The following is a 16,116-nucleotide window of genomic DNA, read 5'->3' as shown; positions in this document are numbered from 1 at the left end:
TACCTCTTCAATACGTCCAGAATGTGTGCGGAATCAGTGAGCAGCCCACTGGATGGTGCTGATGTCGATGCCGTCCTTGTACATCTCCCACAGCGGGCTCAGCTCGCGCAGGCGGGCCACGTTCTCGCGGATCGTGGAGATGGCGTAGTCAATCTCTTCCTCGGTCGTGAAACGGCCGATGGTCATGCGCAGGCTGCTGTGGGCCAGCTCGTCGCTGCGGCCCAAAGCGCGCAGCACATAGCTGGGCTCCAGGCTGGCAGAGGTGCAGGCCGAGCCCGAAGACACCGCCAGGCCCTTGATACCCATGATGAGCGATTCGCCTTCGACGAAGTTGAAGCTCATGTTCAGGTTCTGCGGCACACGGCGCTCCAGGCTGCCGTTGATGTAGACCTGTTCGATGTCCTTGAGGCCGTCGAGCAAGCGCTGCTGCAGGGCCTTGGCCTTGGCGTTGCTCTCGGCCATTTCTTCTTTGGCGATGCGGAAAGCCTCGCCCATGCCCACGATCTGGTGCGTGGGCAAGGTGCCCGACCGCATGCCGCGTTCATGGCCGCCACCGTGCATCTGGGCTTCCAGCCGCACGCGGGGCTTGCGGCGCACATACAGCGCACCGACGCCCTTGGGGCCGTAGGTCTTGTGGGCGGTCATGCTCATCAGGTCAATGGGCAGCACGTTCATGTCGATCTCGACACGGCCCGTCGCCTGGGCGGCATCCACATGCAGCAGGATGCCCTTCTCACGGCACAGAGCGCCAATGGCGGGGATGTCCTGGATCACACCGATTTCGTTGTTCACGAAGAGGATGCTGATCAGCACGGTGTCTGGACGGATGGCAGCCTTCAGGGCATCCATGTTGACCAAGCCGTCTTCCTGCACGTCCAGATAGGTGGCTTCAAAGCCTTGGCGCTCCAGCTCGCGCATGGTGTCGAGCACGGCCTTGTGCTCGGTCTTGAGCGTGATGAGGTGTTTGCCCTTGCCTTTGTAGAAATGCGCAGCGCCCTTCAAGGCCAGGTTGATGGACTCGGTCGCACCACTGGTCCAAACGATTTCGCGAGGGTCGGCACCAATCAGGTCGGCCACTTGCACACGCGCTTTTTCCACCGCCTCTTCGGCCTCCCAGCCCCATGCGTGGCTGCGCGACGCCGGGTTGCCAAAGTGCTCACGCAACCAGGGAATCATGGCGTCCACCACGCGGGGGTCTACCGGGGTCGTGGCGCCATAGTCGAGATAGATGGGAAAGTGCGGGGTCATGTCCATGGCTGGCTCAGTAAAAGGTTCTGGCTGGCAAACAGAAGAGGCAGAACAAACAAGAAAACGATTACAACGCGGTCAGGGCAGTGCCGACCCCAGGGCCAGCACGGCGCACCAAGCATCAAGATTTGGCGAAGACGTTACCCAACGCAAACACCGAATTGGGGGCGTTCACGCGGATGGGCTTGACCACCGGCGTCGTGGAGATAGCGCGGCGAACCACAGGCTTGTCTTCGATCTGCACGCCCTTGGCGAGCTGCTCGTCCACCAGCTTTTGCAGGGTGACCGAGTCCAGAAACTCCACCATGCGCTGGTTCAGCGAGGCCCACAGTTCATGCGTCATGCAACGGCCGGCTTCACCCAGGCAGTTTTCCTTGCCACCACACTGCGTGGCGTCGATGGGCTCATCCACCGAAACGATGATGTCGGCCACCGTGATGTCGCCTGCCTTGCGGGCCAGCGTATAACCGCCGCCGGGGCCACGGGTGGATTCCACCAGTTCATGGCGGCGCAGCTTGCCAAAGAGTTGCTCCAGGTACGACAGCGAAATCTGCTGGCGCTGGCTGATGGCAGCCAGCGTGACGGGGCCGTTGTTCTGGCGCAGGGCCAGGTCAATCATAGCGGTGACCGCAAAACGGCCTTTGGTTGTGAGACGCATCGCAAGCTCCTTGTGCTAAGGCTTGTTCGTTGAAGAAACCGCCTGCGCTGACTGTTTGCCAGCGAGGCACCGTCTCCGCCCCTTACTCCGCCCAGTCACCTGCTGCGGAGCCCTTCATCGTTGGGCTGTTTTGTTGAGTGTTTTGTGCGAGTATAGCACAAATCCCTATTGATTCTGTCGGGTTAAAAAACCAAATAGTTATTAATCGACTCAATAGTATTTTCTCATCACATTCCCAATCGCAATCCCTTTTACAAGGCCACGGAATCGCTGCCGTGCGCACCAAAGGCCTGGTCCTTGAGACGCGTGAGCTGGTCGCGCACCCGGGCCGCCTGCTCGAACTCTAGGTTGCGCGCATGTTCCAGCATGAGCTTTTCCAGGCGCTTGATCTCGCGTGCCACGTCTTTCTCGGACATGTCCTCCACCTGCGCCCGCTGCAACGCTTCCTGCTCCAGGCGCTCGGCGTCCTTGCCGGCTTTTTCGCTGTACACGCCGTCAATCAGGTCTCTTACCCGCTTGACAATGCTGCGCGGCGTGATCCCGTTGGCCTCGTTGTATGCGATCTGCTTGATGCGCCGGCGTTCCGTCTCACCCATGGCTTTTTTCATGGAGTCGGTGATGCGGTCGGCGTACAGGATGGCATGGCCGTTCAAGTTGCGCGCTGCACGGCCAATGGTCTGTATCAGGCTGCGCTCGGCGCGCAAGAAGCCCTCCTTGTCCGCATCGAGGATCGCCACGAGTGACACCTCAGGAATGTCCAGCCCCTCGCGCAGCAGGTTGATGCCCACCAGCACGTCGAAAGCCCCCAGCCGCAGGTCGCGGATGATCTCCACCCGCTCCACGGTGTCCACATCGCTGTGCAGGTAGCGCACCTTGACACCGTTGTCGGTGAGATAGTCGGTCAACTGCTCGGCCATGCGCTTGGTCAACGTGGTAATGAGTACGCGCTCATGCTTTTCTACACGAATGCGTATTTCTTGCAGCACATCATCCACCTGATGGGTGGCGGGGCGTACCTCCACCACCGGATCCACCAAGCCCGTGGGGCGCACTACCTGATCCACCACCTGGCCTGTATGGGTCTTTTCGTAGTCGGCGGGCGTGGCCGATACAAAGATCACCTGCCGCATGCGTTGCTCAAACTCCTCGAACTTGAGCGGTCGGTTGTCCAGGGCCGAAGGCAGGCGAAAACCATATTCGACCAGCGTGGTCTTGCGCGAGCGGTCGCCGCTGTACATCGCGTTGAGCTGGCCGATCATCTGGTGGCTTTCGTCCAGAAACATGATCGCGTCCTTGGGCATGTAGTCGGTCAGCGTGCTGGGCGGATCGCCCGGCGCCGCGCCCGACAGGTGGCGCGTGTAGTTCTCGATGCCTTTGCAGTGGCCCACTTCGCTCAGCATTTCCAGATCAAATCGCGTGCGCTGCTCCAGCCGCTGCGCTTCGACCAGCTTGCCGTCAGCCACCAGCTGCTGCAGGCGCTCGGCCAGTTCCAGCTTGATGGTCTCAACCGCCGCCAGCACCTTGTCGCGCGGCGTCACGTAGTGGCTGCTGGGGTACACGGTAAAACGCGGGATCTTCTGCTTGACGCGGCCCGTGAGCGGGTCGAACAGCTGCAGGCTCTCAATCTCGTCGTCAAACAGCTCAATGCGAATCGCCAGCTCGGAGTGTTCGGCCGGGAACACATCGATGGTGTCGCCCCGCACACGGAACTTGCCCCGCGAAAAGTCCGCCTCGTTGCGCTGGTACTGCATGCGGATCAACTGGGCGATCACGTCCCGCTGCCCCAGCTTGTCTCCCACCCGCAGCGTCATCACCATGCGGTGGTAGCTCTCGGGCTCGCCAATGCCGTAGATGGCCGACACGGTGGCCACGATCACCACATCGCGCCGCTCCATCAGGCTCTTGGTGCAAGACAGCCGCATCTGCTCGATGTGCTCGTTGATCGCGCTGTCCTTCTCGATGAACAGATCGCGCTGCGGCACGTAGGCCTCGGGTTGGTAGTAGTCGTAGTAGCTGACGAAATATTCCACGGCGTTCTTGGGAAAGAACTCGCGGAACTCGCTGTACAGCTGCGCGGCCAGTGTCTTGTTGGGCGCAAAGATGATGGCCGGGCGGCCCATGCGCGCGATCACGTTGGCCATGGTGAAGGTCTTGCCCGATCCCGTCACACCCAGCAACGTCTGGAAGGTTTCCCCATCATTCAGTCCCTCCACCAGCTTGTTGATGGCCTCGGGCTGGTCGCCCGCCGGTGGGTACGGCTGGAACAGTTCAAACGGGGAATCGGGGAAGCGGACGAACTCGCCGTCTTGCTTTTCAGTTATGACTTCTGTGATATCCGGCATGGGGGCGGTCAACGGGTGGTGAAGGCGGGCCGTTAAAATCGGCCGAATCCGGCACAGTACACCACGCCCGGATTCTTCGCTACTGACAACCTTTCAAGGATTTTCATGTCTCTGTTCACCGCCGTCGAAATGGCCCCCCGCGACCCCATCCTGGGCCTCAACGAGCAATTCAACGCCGACACCAACCCCAACAAGGTCAACCTGGGCGTCGGCGTTTATTTCGACGACAACGGCAAGCTGCCCCTGCTGCAATGTGTGCAGGCCGCAGAAAAGACCATGATGTCCACCCCCACGGCCCGTGGCTACCTGCCCATCGACGGCATCGTGGCGTACGACAACGCCGTCAAGAGCCTGGTGTTCGGCGCTGAGAGCGAACCCGTGAAGTCTGGCCGCGTGGCCACCGTGCAGGCCATCGGCGGCACCGGCGGCCTCAAGATCGGTGCCGACTTCCTGAAGAAGGTCAGCCCCAACGCCAAGGTGCTGATCTCCGACCCCAGCTGGGAAAACCACCGCGCGCTGTTCACCAACGCCGGTTTTGAAGTGGACACCTACGCGTACTACGACGCTGAAAAGCGCGGCGTGAACTTCGAAGGTTTCCTGGCCAGCCTGAATGCAGCCGCCCCCGGCACCATCGTCGTGCTGCACGCCTGCTGCCACAACCCCACCGGCTACGACATCACCCCCGCGCAGTGGGACCAGGTCATCGCCGTCGTCAAGGCCAAGGGCCTGACGCCCTTCCTGGACATGGCCTACCAGGGCTTTGGCCACGGCATCGCCGAAGACGGCGCCGTGATCGGCAAGTTTGTGGCTGCCGGCCTGAACTTCTTTGTGTCCACCTCTTTCAGCAAGAGCTTCAGCCTGTACGGTGAACGCGTGGGCGGCCTGTCGGTGCTGTGCGCCGACAAGGAAGAAGCCGGCCGCGTGCTGAGCCAGCTCAAGATCGTCATCCGCACCAACTACTCCAACCCACCCATCCACGGTGGCGCAGTGGTGGCCGCCGTGCTGAACAACCCCGAGCTGCGCGCGATGTGGGAAAAAGAACTGGCCGAAATGCGCGTGCGCATCAAGGCCATGCGCCAAAAGCTGGTGGACGGCCTCAAGGCTGCGGGAGTGAAGCAGGACATGTCCTTCATCACCACCCAGATCGGCATGTTCAGCTACTCCGGCCTGTCCAAGGACCAGATGGTTCGCCTGCGCAACGAGTTCGGCGTGTACGGTACCGACACCGGCCGCATGTGCGTGGCCGCCCTGAACAGCAAGAACATCGACTACGTCTGCCAGGCCATTGCAAAGGTCGTCTGAGCACGATGAGGAAGCGGCGCTCGCGCGCCGCTTTGTGAGCGAAACGCTCCAGAACCCGCACAACGCGGCCCTTCTGGAGCGTTTGCCGTTTCTGGGCCTGCCCGACGCGTGGCTGGTGGCGGGCTGCCTGTTCCAGACGGTGTGGAACCTGCACTCTGGCCTGGAGCCCACCGCGAACATCAAGGACTACGACCTGTTCTACTTCGACGGCAACGACCTGTCCGAATCGGCGGAGCAGCAGGTGCAAGCCCGCGCCACCGCCCTCTTCGCCGACCTGCCCATCACCGTCGAAGCCAAGAACCAGGCCCGCGTGCACCTCTGGTACGAGCGCTGGTTTGGTTACCCGTATGCGCCGCTGCAGTCCGCCCGCAACGGGATCGAGCGTTTTCTGGTGCCCTGCACCTGCGTGGGCCTGCAACCTGCCATCACCCCCGGCGTTGCTCAGCCCACGCTGTACGCGCCGTACGGACTGGAAGAGCTGTACGCAGGACTTCTCAAACCCAACCCCGCCTGCCCGCACCTGCCGTTGTTTGAGGCCAAAGCGCAAAGCTACCGCGAACGCTGGCCGTGGCTGACGATCCAGACCGCAGGTCACGCGACGGCCTGAAGACGCCCCACCGCTGCGACGCGGAGATTTCAGGCGTTTTTGGCCTCAAGTGCTAGATGTACATGCGCCAACAGCTATCAAAAAAGAAGCATTCCATCCGCTTCAGAAAGCATCCATCAGCCCCACAGCACCGACCGCATCGAGATCGATGCCGACTGATAGCCCGTGTTGAAAAAGCGGGGCATCTCGCTGGGCAGCACGGCTCCCGCTGCGTAAAGCAGCGGCAGGTAGTGCTCGTAAGTGGGGTGCGCCTGCTGGGCCACGGCGCCCAGCTTCTGGAAGTCCTGCAAGGCGCCCAGCTGGCCCTTCTTGATCTGCTCCTGCACCACGGTGTCGAACTCCGTGGCCCAGTCGTAGGCTTCGTTGGCAGCCGAGCCACGGCGGGATGCGCGCAGGTTGTGCACGATGTTTCCGCTGCCCACGATCAGCACGCCCCGCTCGCGCAGGGCCTTGAGCTGCTGGCCCAGTGCATAGTGCTCGGCCGGTGCTCGGCTGTAGTCCATGCTGAGCTGCATCACCGGAATGCGCGCCTGGGGGAACATGGGCTTGAGCACCGACCAGGTGCCGTGGTCCAGCCCCCACTCGCCCTCGTCCACACCGAGGGCGGCGCCAGTGGCAGGAGATTTCAGCTCCTTGGCCAGGCTGCGCGCCACGGCCGGCGCGCCCGGCACGGGGTACTGCTGGTCGAACAGCGCCTGGGGGAAGCCGCCAAAGTCGTGGATGGTTTTGGGGTTGGCCATGCCGGTGAGCTGCCAGCCACCACGCGTAAGCCAGTGGGCCGACACACACAGGATGAGCTGCGGCTGCACGGCGCGCGCCATCAGTTCCGTACCCATGGCCTGCCAGCTGCGGCGCCAGGCGTTGTCCTCGATGGCGTTCATGGGGCTGCCATGGCCCACAAACATCACCGGCATGCGGGGCGAGGGCTTGAGCGCCTGCAATGCAGATGCCGTGGCGGCGCTGCTCAGGGACGTGGTCATGAAAGCTCCCGGAAAGGCGGCCAGGCCCGTGAGGGCGGCCAAAGAGGTTCTGCGTTGCATGGGTCAGGGAGCGTAACAAATTATGTATAACGCAGGGAGTGAGCCCGCGCGCCCTGCGAAGTTCCAGCGCCGCACCTTCCATTCCAAACCACAACACCGAGACAACCCTGAGCCCATGACCACTTCCCTGCCCCAGCCCCTGCGCAACACCCGTGTCCTGAGCCTTGCACTGAATCTGCCTGGCCCCGCCGCCCTGATGCGCTGTGCACGCATGGGCGCCGAGTGCACCAAGCTCGAACCGCCTCCAGCCCCCGGCTACCCCAGTGCCGACCCCATGGGCATCTACAGCCCGGCGGCCTATGCCACGTTGCACCAGGGCGTGCGCGTGGTGCATGCCCACCTCAAGACGACCGAAGGCCAGGCCACGCTGCATGCAGAGCTGGCAAGCACCGATGTGCTGATCACCTCGTTCCGCCCGTCGGCCCTTGCTAAGCTGGGCCTCTCCTGGGAGGCGCTTCAATCAAAATATCCACGCCTCTCGTTGGTACGCATCGTGGGCGCGGCGGCCGAGCGGGCCGAAGAGCCTGGCCACGACCTCACCTACCTGGCCGACGCCGGCCTGGTGACCGGCACCGAGATGCCACCCACCCTGTACGCCGACATGGGCGGCGCCCTGATGGCCAGCGAAGCCGTGCTGCAGGCCCTGCTGGAGCGCGCCCACACCGGCAACGGCGTGTGCATCGAAGTCGCCCTGGCCGACGCCGCTGCCTGGCTGGCCCAGCCGCGCGACTGGGGCCTGACCACCCCCGAGGGCGACGTGGGGGGCAACCACGCAGGCTACCGCATCTACCCCTGCGCCGACGGCCGCGTGGCCGTGGCCGCGTTGGAATCCCACTTCGCCGCCAGCCTGTGTGCTGCCGCAGGCTTGCCCGCCACGGGCGACCCGCAGGTGCTGCGCGCCCCAGCCACCCACGCGGCCGTGGCGGCGTTCTTGCGCACACAGACCCGCGCGCAACTTGATGCTTTGGCGGTGGCGCAAGACATTCCTTTGCACACCCTGGCCTGAAAGCATTTCCTGACCGATGCAGAAACAAGGCACCGTCGTCCGCTGGGACGCCAGCCGCGCCTTCGGCTTTATCCGCAGCCCTGACACGTCCGCCGATGTGTTCTTTCATGTGCGGGACTACCGGGGTACCGCCCCGCCCCGCGAAGGGCTCGCCGTGGTGTACGAGGAGATTCATGTCGGCGGAAAAGGGCCCCGGGCCATGGCCGTGTTGCCCACTGCACACGCGGGTGGCGCGTTCCAGCCCCGCAGCACGGCACCGACGCCGCCGCCTGCGCACCCCACGCGGCGCGCGCCGGTGCAACGGGCGGGGCAACCTCCGGCCGCCAGGCGCAGGCGCACTGTGACGGCCATCGAACCGACCACTCCCACCGGCTCGGCGCTGATACGGCTACTCATGCTCGGCTGGGCGGGGCTGCTGGGCTGGGGCCTCTGGGCAGGCCGGCTGCCGTGGTGGGTGCTGGGCGCGGCGGTCGCCGTCAACCTCCTGACCTTTCTGGTCTACGCCATCGACAAAAGCGCCGCGCAAAATGGCCGGTGGCGCACCAAGGAAAGCCACCTGCACCTGCTGAGCCTTGCAGGCGGCTGGCCCGGCGCATGGTGGGCCCAGCAGTGGCTGCGGCACAAATCCCGCAAGGCGGAGTTTCGCGCGGTGTATTGGGCGACGGTGGTGCTGCATTGCGCGGCGCTGGGGGCCTGGCTGGGTGGATGGCTGGGCTAGCAGATGCGGTCAAAAACTAACAAATTGATAGCAATCAACCCATGAAGCACTAGCGCATCAAGCGCTTTTGGCACATATTCTTGTGACCCAGCCCCCGGCAATGCAAAGCGGGCTGACGCACAGATGGCCCGCTGGCCTACACAGCGCGCCAGGAGGCCCGGTTTCAATCCCAAAGGTCTGAAACACTTCGGGAGATGCCCATGAAACCCCTCGTCCTTGATTCCACCATGACCACCATGGGCGGCGTTTTCTACCCCACCGGCCAGGTGTTTGCGCTGTTCCCCGACGAGGACTGCGCGCGCCAGGCCGCACTCGCATTGCAGGCAGCAGGCCATCAGGGCGATGTCGCCTACGCCAGCCCCGAAGTCATCCTCGAAGAAATTGTGCACACCCTGGGCACTGCAGATGCGCCGCTGCCATCTGTGGGCGCCGAAGGCGACATGGTGCGGCGCATTGCCGATCTGGCGGGCTCCGGCCACCACGGCATTCTGATCGCAGTGAACGACAAAGACGACACCGACACGCTGGTGGCAGCCATTGCCCCCGAAGGCGCGGTCACGGCGTTCTATTACCGCACCTTCATCATCGAAGACCTGATCTCGCAGCCCGCAGACGATGGCCCGCAGTCCGTGCTGGTGGGCACCCACGCTGCGGCGCCGTAAACACCGGCTTCTGTCAGGCCGGGCAAAACCTGGGCGGAGCCAGCGACGGCCCGCCGCGCGCAGGTTCAGGTGCGGGTGCGCATCGGCATGGCGGCCATTCCCCGCAGGCACAAGGGGTTGCCAAACTTTGCATGCGCTGGCAAGTTGATCTCTATATAGTGGGCCGGAAGCACCGCACCGCCGAACCAGCCATGCGTTCCAGGACAACACTGGACCGCAGGCATTGACAGAGCATGCGGACACACTGATGAGGGCGCGCCGGATGGGGCCACCAGGCATCACTGGCGCAAGCAGCTTGGCACGAGGCGAGGGACCCATCCATGGATGTATTGCAGCCGGTCGAGCGAAGGCCTGTGCCGTTGACGTTGCGGGTGACCTGGCCTTTCATCACCATGGTGTTGCTGCTGGCGGTGTGCGCCACGGCCAGCCTGCATGTCTTGTCCTCGGTGCGTGCCTTCGTCGCAGGCGAAAGCCTATGGACCAAAGGCCAGAAGGACGCCATCTATTTTCTGAACCAGTACGCCATCACCGGCTCCCCCCAGGCCTTTGAAGGGTTCACCCGCGCCATGGAGATCCCGCTGGGCGACCGGGCGGCCCGGCTGGCCCTGGAACCAGGCCAGGTGCAGACGGATGTGGCGCGCGACGGCTTTCTGCGCGGTGGCAACCACCCCGATGACATTGACGGCCTGATCTGGCTGCTGCGCTACTTTGACGACTTTGATCTGGTGAAGAAGCCGGTAGACCAATGGCTGGTGGGCGACGAGTACATCCGTGCGCTGCGCGAGCTGTCGCACGAGATCCACCTGCGCAACACCGCCGGCACGGTGGACGCCCCCACCCGCGAACGGTGGCAGAACACCATCCGCGAGATCAACGCGGGCGTGACCCCGGCGGCCCGGAACTTCAGCGACGCCCTGGGCGAAAGCTCGCGCCACATCGTGCTCCTGCTGATGTGGACCAACATGGGCATCGCCTTGGTGCTGATTCTTCTGACCCTGTGGCACACGCGCAAGTTGCTGGCCCAGCGCCAGAACGCGGAGCGCGCCCTGGAGGTCGAGCGGGAACAGGCGCGCACCACGCTGGCCGCCATTGGCGATGCCGTGGTGACGACCAACATCCACGGCGAGGTCACCTACATGAATCCTGCCGCAGAAACCTTGCTGGCCCGCCCGGCCGCCCAGGCCACCGGGCAACCTCTGGCGCAGTTGCTGGTCTTCGAAGGTGATACACCACCCCTGTCGGCCGACGCCCTGGTGCAGACGCTGCTGCGCAGCGATGGTGCTGCCAAGGGCAACATCCACCGCACCCTGGTGCGACCGGACCAGAGCATCGTTCCGGTGAGGCTGGTGGGCTCTCCCATCCGGCACCGGGGTGTGCTGACCGGGGCGGTGCTGGCGCTGCACGACGTCACGCGCGAGCAGCACTATGTAGAGCAGCTCTCGTGGCAGGCCAGCCATGATGCGCTGACGGGCCTGGTGAACCGCCGCGAGTTCGAGCACCGGCTTGAAGCCCTGCTCAGCCACCCGCGCCAGCCGGGCCGCGAGGGCTCGCTGCTCTACGTGGACATGGACCAGTTCAAGCTCATCAACGACACCTGCGGCCACCAGGCCGGCGACGAGATGCTGCGGGAGGTCTGTCGCATGCTGCAAAGCCACCTGCGCGAAGGGGACACGCTGGCACGGCTGGGCGGCGACGAATTCGGCATCCTGCTCAAGGACTGCCCCGTTGGCCCCTCGGCGCGCATTGCAGAGCAATTGCGCCAGGCTGGCCAGGACCTGCGCCTGGCGTGGGAAGGCCAGCAGCTCAGCACGGGCCTCTCCATCGGCATGGTGCAGCTCATCCCAGCGCTCACCTCCATCCAGGAGGCCATGCGCGTGGCCGACATGGCCTGCTACCGTGCCAAGGAAGGTGGGCGCAACAGGGTGTTCATCTACCAGCCCGAAGACATCGAGATGACCCGGCGCGAAGGCGACATGGACTGGGTGCGGCGCCTGCGCCTGGCGCTGGAGCACAACCGTTTCCAGCTGTACGCGCAGACCATCCGCGCGCTGCAAGGCACCGGTGAAGAAGGCCTGCACATGGAGGTGCTGCTGCGCCTGCGCGAGGAGGAAAACGGCCAGCTGGTGGCGCCTGGCACCTTCATCCCGGCCGCCGAGCACTACGGGATGATGCCGTCCATCGACCGCTGGGTGATCCGCCACACACTGCAGGCGCTGGTGCAGCACCAGCGCACCCCAGGCGCTCGGCCGCTGCACACCTGCGCCATCAACCTCTCAGGCACCAGCCTGGGGGACGACAGCCTGCTCAAATACATACGCACCACGCTCAACGAATCCGGGCTGGACCCCGCGCTGCTGTGCTTCGAGATCACCGAGACCAGCGCGATATCGCACCTGCCCAACGCGGTGCGCCTGATGAAGGAGCTGCAGCAACTGGGCTGCAGGTTCGCGCTCGATGACTTCGGCGCGGGGATGTCGTCCTTCACCTACCTCAAGCACCTGCCGGTGAACTACCTCAAGATCGACGGCGCTTTCGTGAAGGACCTTCTGCAAGACCCCACCAACCGTGCCATGGTGGAAATGATCCACCGCATCGGCCACGTGATGGGCAAGCAGACGATTGCCGAGTTCGCCGAGTCCGAAGCCACCGTGGATGCGTTGCGACTCATCGGCGTGAACTACGCCCAAGGCTATGCGGTGGCAAAGCCCGTGCCGCTGTCGGAATGTCTGGCAAGGGACTACACGACCACCTGACTACCGCGCGGGCCTGGCGCGCCTGAGTTCCGCCACCCCGCCGATGCGGTTGGCGCGGCATGCCAGCGCCCCGTTTCAGCCTGCAGATGCAATGGGCAGATGGACGCCCTACCCGCCACGCCACGCCACGCTGGCACGCTGGCAGCGGACTATCGCGCCTTCTTGAACGGTTTGCCGCCCGCAGCCGGCTTAGCCGCGCTCCCGGTCACGCGCGGTGGCAGGCCCGTGTGCTGGGTCAGGATGCGGCCCTTGGTGGGCTGCTGCACCGTGCGCGACGCCGGTGCCACGGCGGGCTTGGCCCCAGTCGGGGTCGAGTTCTTGCGCCGCGCGCTCTGATAACCACCGTCGGTAAGCGGCTGGAAGGTCGGGATCAGGTGGTGCTTGCCGTTGCCGATCAGGTCCGCCCGGCCCATGGCCTTGAGCGCCTCGCGCAGCAGCGGCCAGTTGTTCGGGTCGTGGTAGCGCAGGAAGGCCTTGTGCAGGCGGCGGCGCTTTTCGCCGCGCACGATGTCCACAGACTCTTCATCCACATCGCGCATTTCGCGGCGCACGCGGGTCAGCGTGTTGCGGCCCGAGTGGTACATGGCCGTGGCCGTGGCCATGGGGCTGGGATAGAAGGTCTGCACCTGGTCAGCGCGGAAGCCGTTCTTCTTCAGCCAGATGGCGAGGTTCATCATGTCCTCGTCACTGGTGCCCGGGTGCGCGGCGATGAAGTACGGGATCAGGAACTGCTTCTTGCCCGCCTCTTCGCTGAACTTCTCGAACATCTGCTTGAACTTGTCATAGCTGCCGATGCCCGGCTTCATCATCTTGGTGAGCGGGCCCTGCTCGGTGTGTTCGGGCGCGATCTTGAGGTAGCCCCCCACGTGGTGCTGTACCAGCTCCTTCACGTACTCGGGCGATTTCACCGCCAGGTCGTAGCGCAGGCCCGAGCCGATGAGGATCTTCTTGATGCCCTTGAGCGCGCGGCCACGGCGGTAGATCTTGATGAGCGGGCCGTGGTCGGTGGTGAGGTTCTGGCAGATGCCGGGGTACACGCAGCTGGGCTTGCGGCAGGCGGCCTCGATCTCGGGGCTGCGGCAGCCCAGGCGGTACATGTTGGCCGTGGGGCCACCCAGGTCGCTGATGGTGCCTGTGAAGCCCTTGACCTTGTCGCGGATGTCCTCGATCTCCTGAATGATCGAATCTTCCGATCGGCTCTGGATGATGCGGCCCTCGTGCTCGGTGATGGAGCAAAAGGTGCAGCCGCCAAAGCAGCCGCGCATGATGTTGATGGAGAACCGGATCATCTCCCACGCGGGGATCTTGGTCGCGCCGTCATGGCTGCCGTTTTCGTCGGCGTAGCTGGGGTGCGGGCCACGCGCGTAAGGCAGGTCGAACACGTAGTCCATCTCGGCCGTCGTCAGCGGGATGGGGGGCGGGTTGATCCACACATCACGCGCCGTCACACCCTCGCCATGGGCCTGCACCAGTGCACGCGCGTTGCCAGGGTTGGTCTCCAGGTGCAGCACGCGGTTGGCGTGGGCGTAGAGCACGGGGTCGCTTTTGACCTGCTCGTAGCTGGGCAGGCGGATCACGCTCTTCTCGCGTGGGGGGACCTTGAGCTTGGCCTTGAGCGCCGGATTGGCAACGAACTGGATCGGCTGAATGGCAGGGTTGGGGCTGTTTTGGCCGGTAGCGCTGGTGTTATTTGCGGTGCCCGCTACAGAATCAGTAGCATTCCCATCCTCTTTACTGCAAGTGCTGCCTTGGGCCGCAGCCTGCTCGCTGGTGGTCATGTACGGGTTGATGTGCGCCTCTACGCGGCCGGGCTCGTCCACCGTGGTGGAGTCGATCTCGAACCAGTCCTTGCCGCTCTCGTCGTCCGGCCGGCGCACAAAGGCCGTGCCGCGCACATCGGTGATCTGCTCCACCGGTTCACGCGCTGCGATGCGGTGGGCCACTTCAACGAGCGCACGCTCGGCGTTCCCGTACAGCAGCAGATCGCACTTGCTGTCCACCACGATGGAACGGCGCACCTTGTCGCTCCAGTAGTCGTAATGCGCAATGCGACGCAGGCTGCCTTCAATGCCGCCCAGAATGATGGGCACGTCCTTGTACGCCTCGCGGCAGCGCTGGCTGTAGACGATGGCCGCACGATCGGGGCGCTTGCCGCCCACGTCGCCGGGGGTGTAGGCGTCGTCGCTGCGGATCTTCCGGTCGGCGGTGTACCGGTTGATCATCGAATCCATGTTGCCCGCCGTCACGCCCCAGAACAGGTTGGGCTTGCCCAGCACCTTGAAGGGCTCGGCGCTCTGCCAGTCGGGCTGGGCGATGATGCCCACGCGAAAGCCCTGCGCCTCCAGCGTGCGGCCGATCACGGCCATGCCGAAGCTCGGGTGGTCCACATACGCGTCGCCCGTGACCAAGATGATGTCGCAGCTGTCCCAGCCCAGTTTCTCCATCTCGGCGCGGCTCATCGGCAGGAACGGTGCCGTGCCAAAGCGCTTGGCCCAGTACGGACGGTAGCTGGTCAAGGGCTTTGCGGCGCGCGCAAAAAAGGAGACGTCAACGGGGGCGTTCATGCAAAGGGGGTCGCGACCGCCCCCGGTGCGATGGGGGCCTTCGTGGGGCGCGTCTGTGGTGGATAACCCGTGATTTTACGTTGGCGGACGGTTTTTGTCGCCTCGGCAGCCCTTGCCCCTCACTGTTACAGGCTTGATGGCCGTCAGGCATATACTTGCTTTTGTCAATTAATTAACTGATAGAGGCATTCATGAGCAACAACACCTCTACCCTTCCCGAGTCCGTCCCGGTGCCTGCGAGCGCGGTGAAGGCCGTGCGCCAGTTCAACCGCTTCATCACCCGCCGCATTGGCGTGCTGGACCCGTACCTGGGCAGCAAGCTGTCGCTGACCGACGTGCGCGTGCTCTACGAGCTCGCCCATCGCGAGGCCCCTGTGGCCAGCGAACTCGCGCGGGAGCTGGGGCTGGACGGCGGGTACATGAGCAGGATATTGCGGCGTTTTGAGCAGGCCGGGTGGATAGAACGGCATGCCAACGCCAAGGACGCGCGCCAAAGCCTGGTCACGCTCACCGCTGCTGGACGCGAGGCGTTCGAGCCGCTGCAGCAGCGTTCGCGCGACGAAGCTGCCGCACTGCTCGCCCCCTTGCCCCCGGCTCGGCGCCAGGAGGTCGTGGAGGCCATGGAACGGATCGAAACCCTGCTGTCCTCCCCCTCCAACGCGGCGGATGGCACCCGAATCGCCGTCCTGCGTGACCCTTTGCCCGGCGACATGGGCTGGGTAGTGCAGCAGCATGGCGAGATCTATGGGCGCGAGTACGGCTGGGACAACCGTTTTGAGGCCTTGGTGGCAGACATCGCAGCGCAGTTCTTGCGCAAGTTCCAGCCCGCATGGGAGAAAGCCTGGATCGCCGAGCTGGATGGCGAGCGCGTGGGCTCGGTGTTTGTGGTGCGCAAATCGGCCACCACGGCGCAGCTGCGCATGCTCATCCTCAGCCCCAAAGCCAGGGGCCTCGGCCTGGGCGCCCGCCTCACCGACGAATGCATTGCCTTTGCGCGTGCAAAAGGTTACAAAAAGATGGTTCTATGGACCAACAGCTGCCTCACAGCTGCGCGTGGCATCTACGGTCAGCGCGGTTTTCGGCTGGTCAAGACCGAGCCCTACGAAGGCTTTGGTCAGCAATTGGTGGGAGAGACCTGGGAGCTAGAGCTTTGAAATGAGGCAACACGACCCGCTGACCGACCAGCGGCCTTCAACGCGAGGCCACGGAGTATCTC

The 16,116-nt window shown here is 64.2% G+C and carries 12 protein-coding genes; 7 read left to right on the top strand and 5 right to left on the bottom strand.

Annotated features, from left to right (window positions below; translation table 11 throughout):
• Positions 1–33 precede the first annotated feature (33 nt).
• The 3 genes from C8C96_RS15275 to uvrB form a co-directional block, all read right to left on the bottom strand.
• Positions 34–1,254, bottom strand: a complete 1,221-nt coding sequence (locus C8C96_RS15275; protein WP_121942834.1) for an IscS subfamily cysteine desulfurase — start codon at positions 1,252–1,254, stop codon at positions 34–36.
• 115 nt (positions 1,255–1,369) lie between these two features.
• Positions 1,370–1,906: a Fe-S cluster assembly transcriptional regulator IscR gene (iscR, locus tag C8C96_RS15270; RefSeq protein WP_015013980.1), complete on the bottom strand. Its 537-nt coding sequence runs from the start codon at positions 1,904–1,906 to the stop codon at positions 1,370–1,372.
• A gap of 251 nt (positions 1,907–2,157) precedes the next feature.
• The gene (uvrB, locus tag C8C96_RS15265; RefSeq protein WP_121942833.1) at positions 2,158–4,248 is read right to left on the bottom strand and encodes an excinuclease ABC subunit UvrB; all 2,091 of its coding nucleotides are present in this window, start codon (positions 4,246–4,248) and stop codon (positions 2,158–2,160) included.
• 105 nt (positions 4,249–4,353) lie between these two features.
• Between uvrB and C8C96_RS15260 the strand changes: the two genes are divergently transcribed.
• Positions 4,354–5,550: an amino acid aminotransferase gene (locus tag C8C96_RS15260; RefSeq protein WP_121942832.1), complete on the top strand. Its 1,197-nt coding sequence runs from the start codon at positions 4,354–4,356 to the stop codon at positions 5,548–5,550.
• 34 nt (positions 5,551–5,584) lie between these two features.
• Positions 5,585–6,157: a nucleotidyltransferase family protein gene (locus tag C8C96_RS15255; RefSeq protein ID WP_233584248.1), complete on the top strand. Its 573-nt coding sequence runs from the start codon at positions 5,585–5,587 to the stop codon at positions 6,155–6,157.
• A gap of 116 nt (positions 6,158–6,273) precedes the next feature.
• On the opposite strand, the gene ygiD is transcribed toward C8C96_RS15255, so the two are convergent.
• Positions 6,274–7,179, bottom strand: coding sequence for a 4,5-DOPA dioxygenase extradiol (gene ygiD / locus C8C96_RS15250; RefSeq protein ID WP_121942830.1), 906 nt, complete (start codon positions 7,177–7,179; stop codon positions 6,274–6,276).
• A gap of 133 nt (positions 7,180–7,312) precedes the next feature.
• Between ygiD and C8C96_RS15245 the strand changes: the two genes are divergently transcribed.
• The 4 genes from C8C96_RS15245 to C8C96_RS15230 all read left to right on the top strand — a co-directional run bounded on the left by C8C96_RS15245 (position 7,313) and on the right by C8C96_RS15230 (position 12,336).
• On the top strand, positions 7,313–8,203 hold the full coding sequence (locus C8C96_RS15245) for a CoA transferase (RefSeq protein WP_121942829.1): 891 nt from the start codon (positions 7,313–7,315) through the stop codon (positions 8,201–8,203).
• Between the two features lie 16 nt (positions 8,204–8,219).
• Positions 8,220–8,921, top strand: coding sequence for a cold shock and DUF1294 domain-containing protein (locus C8C96_RS15240; RefSeq protein ID WP_121942828.1), 702 nt, complete (start codon positions 8,220–8,222; stop codon positions 8,919–8,921).
• A gap of 200 nt (positions 8,922–9,121) precedes the next feature.
• A complete protein-coding gene (locus C8C96_RS15235) occupies positions 9,122–9,583 on the top strand; it encodes a hypothetical protein (protein ID WP_121944038.1) in 462 nt (153 codons plus the stop codon).
• Positions 9,584–9,903: 320 nt separating this feature from the next.
• A complete protein-coding gene (locus C8C96_RS15230) occupies positions 9,904–12,336 on the top strand; it encodes an EAL domain-containing protein (protein WP_233584247.1) in 2,433 nt (810 codons plus the stop codon).
• A gap of 149 nt (positions 12,337–12,485) precedes the next feature.
• Here the strand turns inward: C8C96_RS15230 and C8C96_RS15225 are convergent, their stop codons facing one another.
• Positions 12,486–14,900 (bottom strand): YgiQ family radical SAM protein, encoded by a 2,415-nt coding sequence (locus C8C96_RS15225; RefSeq protein ID WP_121942826.1) that lies wholly within the window; start codon positions 14,898–14,900, stop codon positions 12,486–12,488.
• 191 nt (positions 14,901–15,091) lie between these two features.
• On the opposite strand from C8C96_RS15225, the gene C8C96_RS15220 reads away from it, so the two are divergent.
• Positions 15,092–16,054 (top strand): bifunctional helix-turn-helix transcriptional regulator/GNAT family N-acetyltransferase, encoded by a 963-nt coding sequence (locus tag C8C96_RS15220; protein ID WP_121942825.1) that lies wholly within the window; start codon positions 15,092–15,094, stop codon positions 16,052–16,054.
• Positions 16,055–16,116 lie beyond the last annotated feature (62 nt).

The sequence above is a fragment of the Acidovorax sp. 100 genome (assembly GCF_003688355.1).
Lineage (GTDB): Bacteria > Pseudomonadota > Gammaproteobacteria > Burkholderiales > Burkholderiaceae_C > Acidovorax > Acidovorax delafieldii.
Note: the sequence above shows the minus strand (reverse complement) of the source record. Positions and strands in the feature narration are given on the sequence as shown.

What these genes read in the sequence shown, in the direction of transcription:
- C8C96_RS15275 (WP_121942834.1), bottom strand. Translation starts at nt 1,254, where the DNA reads ATGGACATGACCCCGCACTTTCCCATCTATCTCGACTATGGCGCCACG.
- iscR (WP_015013980.1), bottom strand. Translation starts at nt 1,906, where the DNA reads ATGCGTCTCACAACCAAAGGCCGTTTTGCGGTCACCGCTATGATTGAC.
- uvrB (WP_121942833.1), bottom strand. Translation starts at nt 4,248, where the DNA reads ATGCCGGATATCACAGAAGTCATAACTGAAAAGCAAGACGGCGAGTTC.
- C8C96_RS15260 (WP_121942832.1), top strand. Translation starts at nt 4,354, where the DNA reads ATGTCTCTGTTCACCGCCGTCGAAATGGCCCCCCGCGACCCCATCCTG.
- C8C96_RS15245 (WP_121942829.1), top strand. Translation starts at nt 7,313, where the DNA reads ATGACCACTTCCCTGCCCCAGCCCCTGCGCAACACCCGTGTCCTGAGC.
- C8C96_RS15240 (WP_121942828.1), top strand. Translation starts at nt 8,220, where the DNA reads ATGCAGAAACAAGGCACCGTCGTCCGCTGGGACGCCAGCCGCGCCTTC.
- C8C96_RS15235 (WP_121944038.1), top strand. Translation starts at nt 9,122, where the DNA reads ATGAAACCCCTCGTCCTTGATTCCACCATGACCACCATGGGCGGCGTT.
- C8C96_RS15230 (WP_233584247.1), top strand. Translation starts at nt 9,904, where the DNA reads ATGGATGTATTGCAGCCGGTCGAGCGAAGGCCTGTGCCGTTGACGTTG.
- C8C96_RS15225 (WP_121942826.1), bottom strand. Translation starts at nt 14,900, where the DNA reads ATGAACGCCCCCGTTGACGTCTCCTTTTTTGCGCGCGCCGCAAAGCCC.
- C8C96_RS15220 (WP_121942825.1), top strand. Translation starts at nt 15,092, where the DNA reads ATGAGCAACAACACCTCTACCCTTCCCGAGTCCGTCCCGGTGCCTGCG.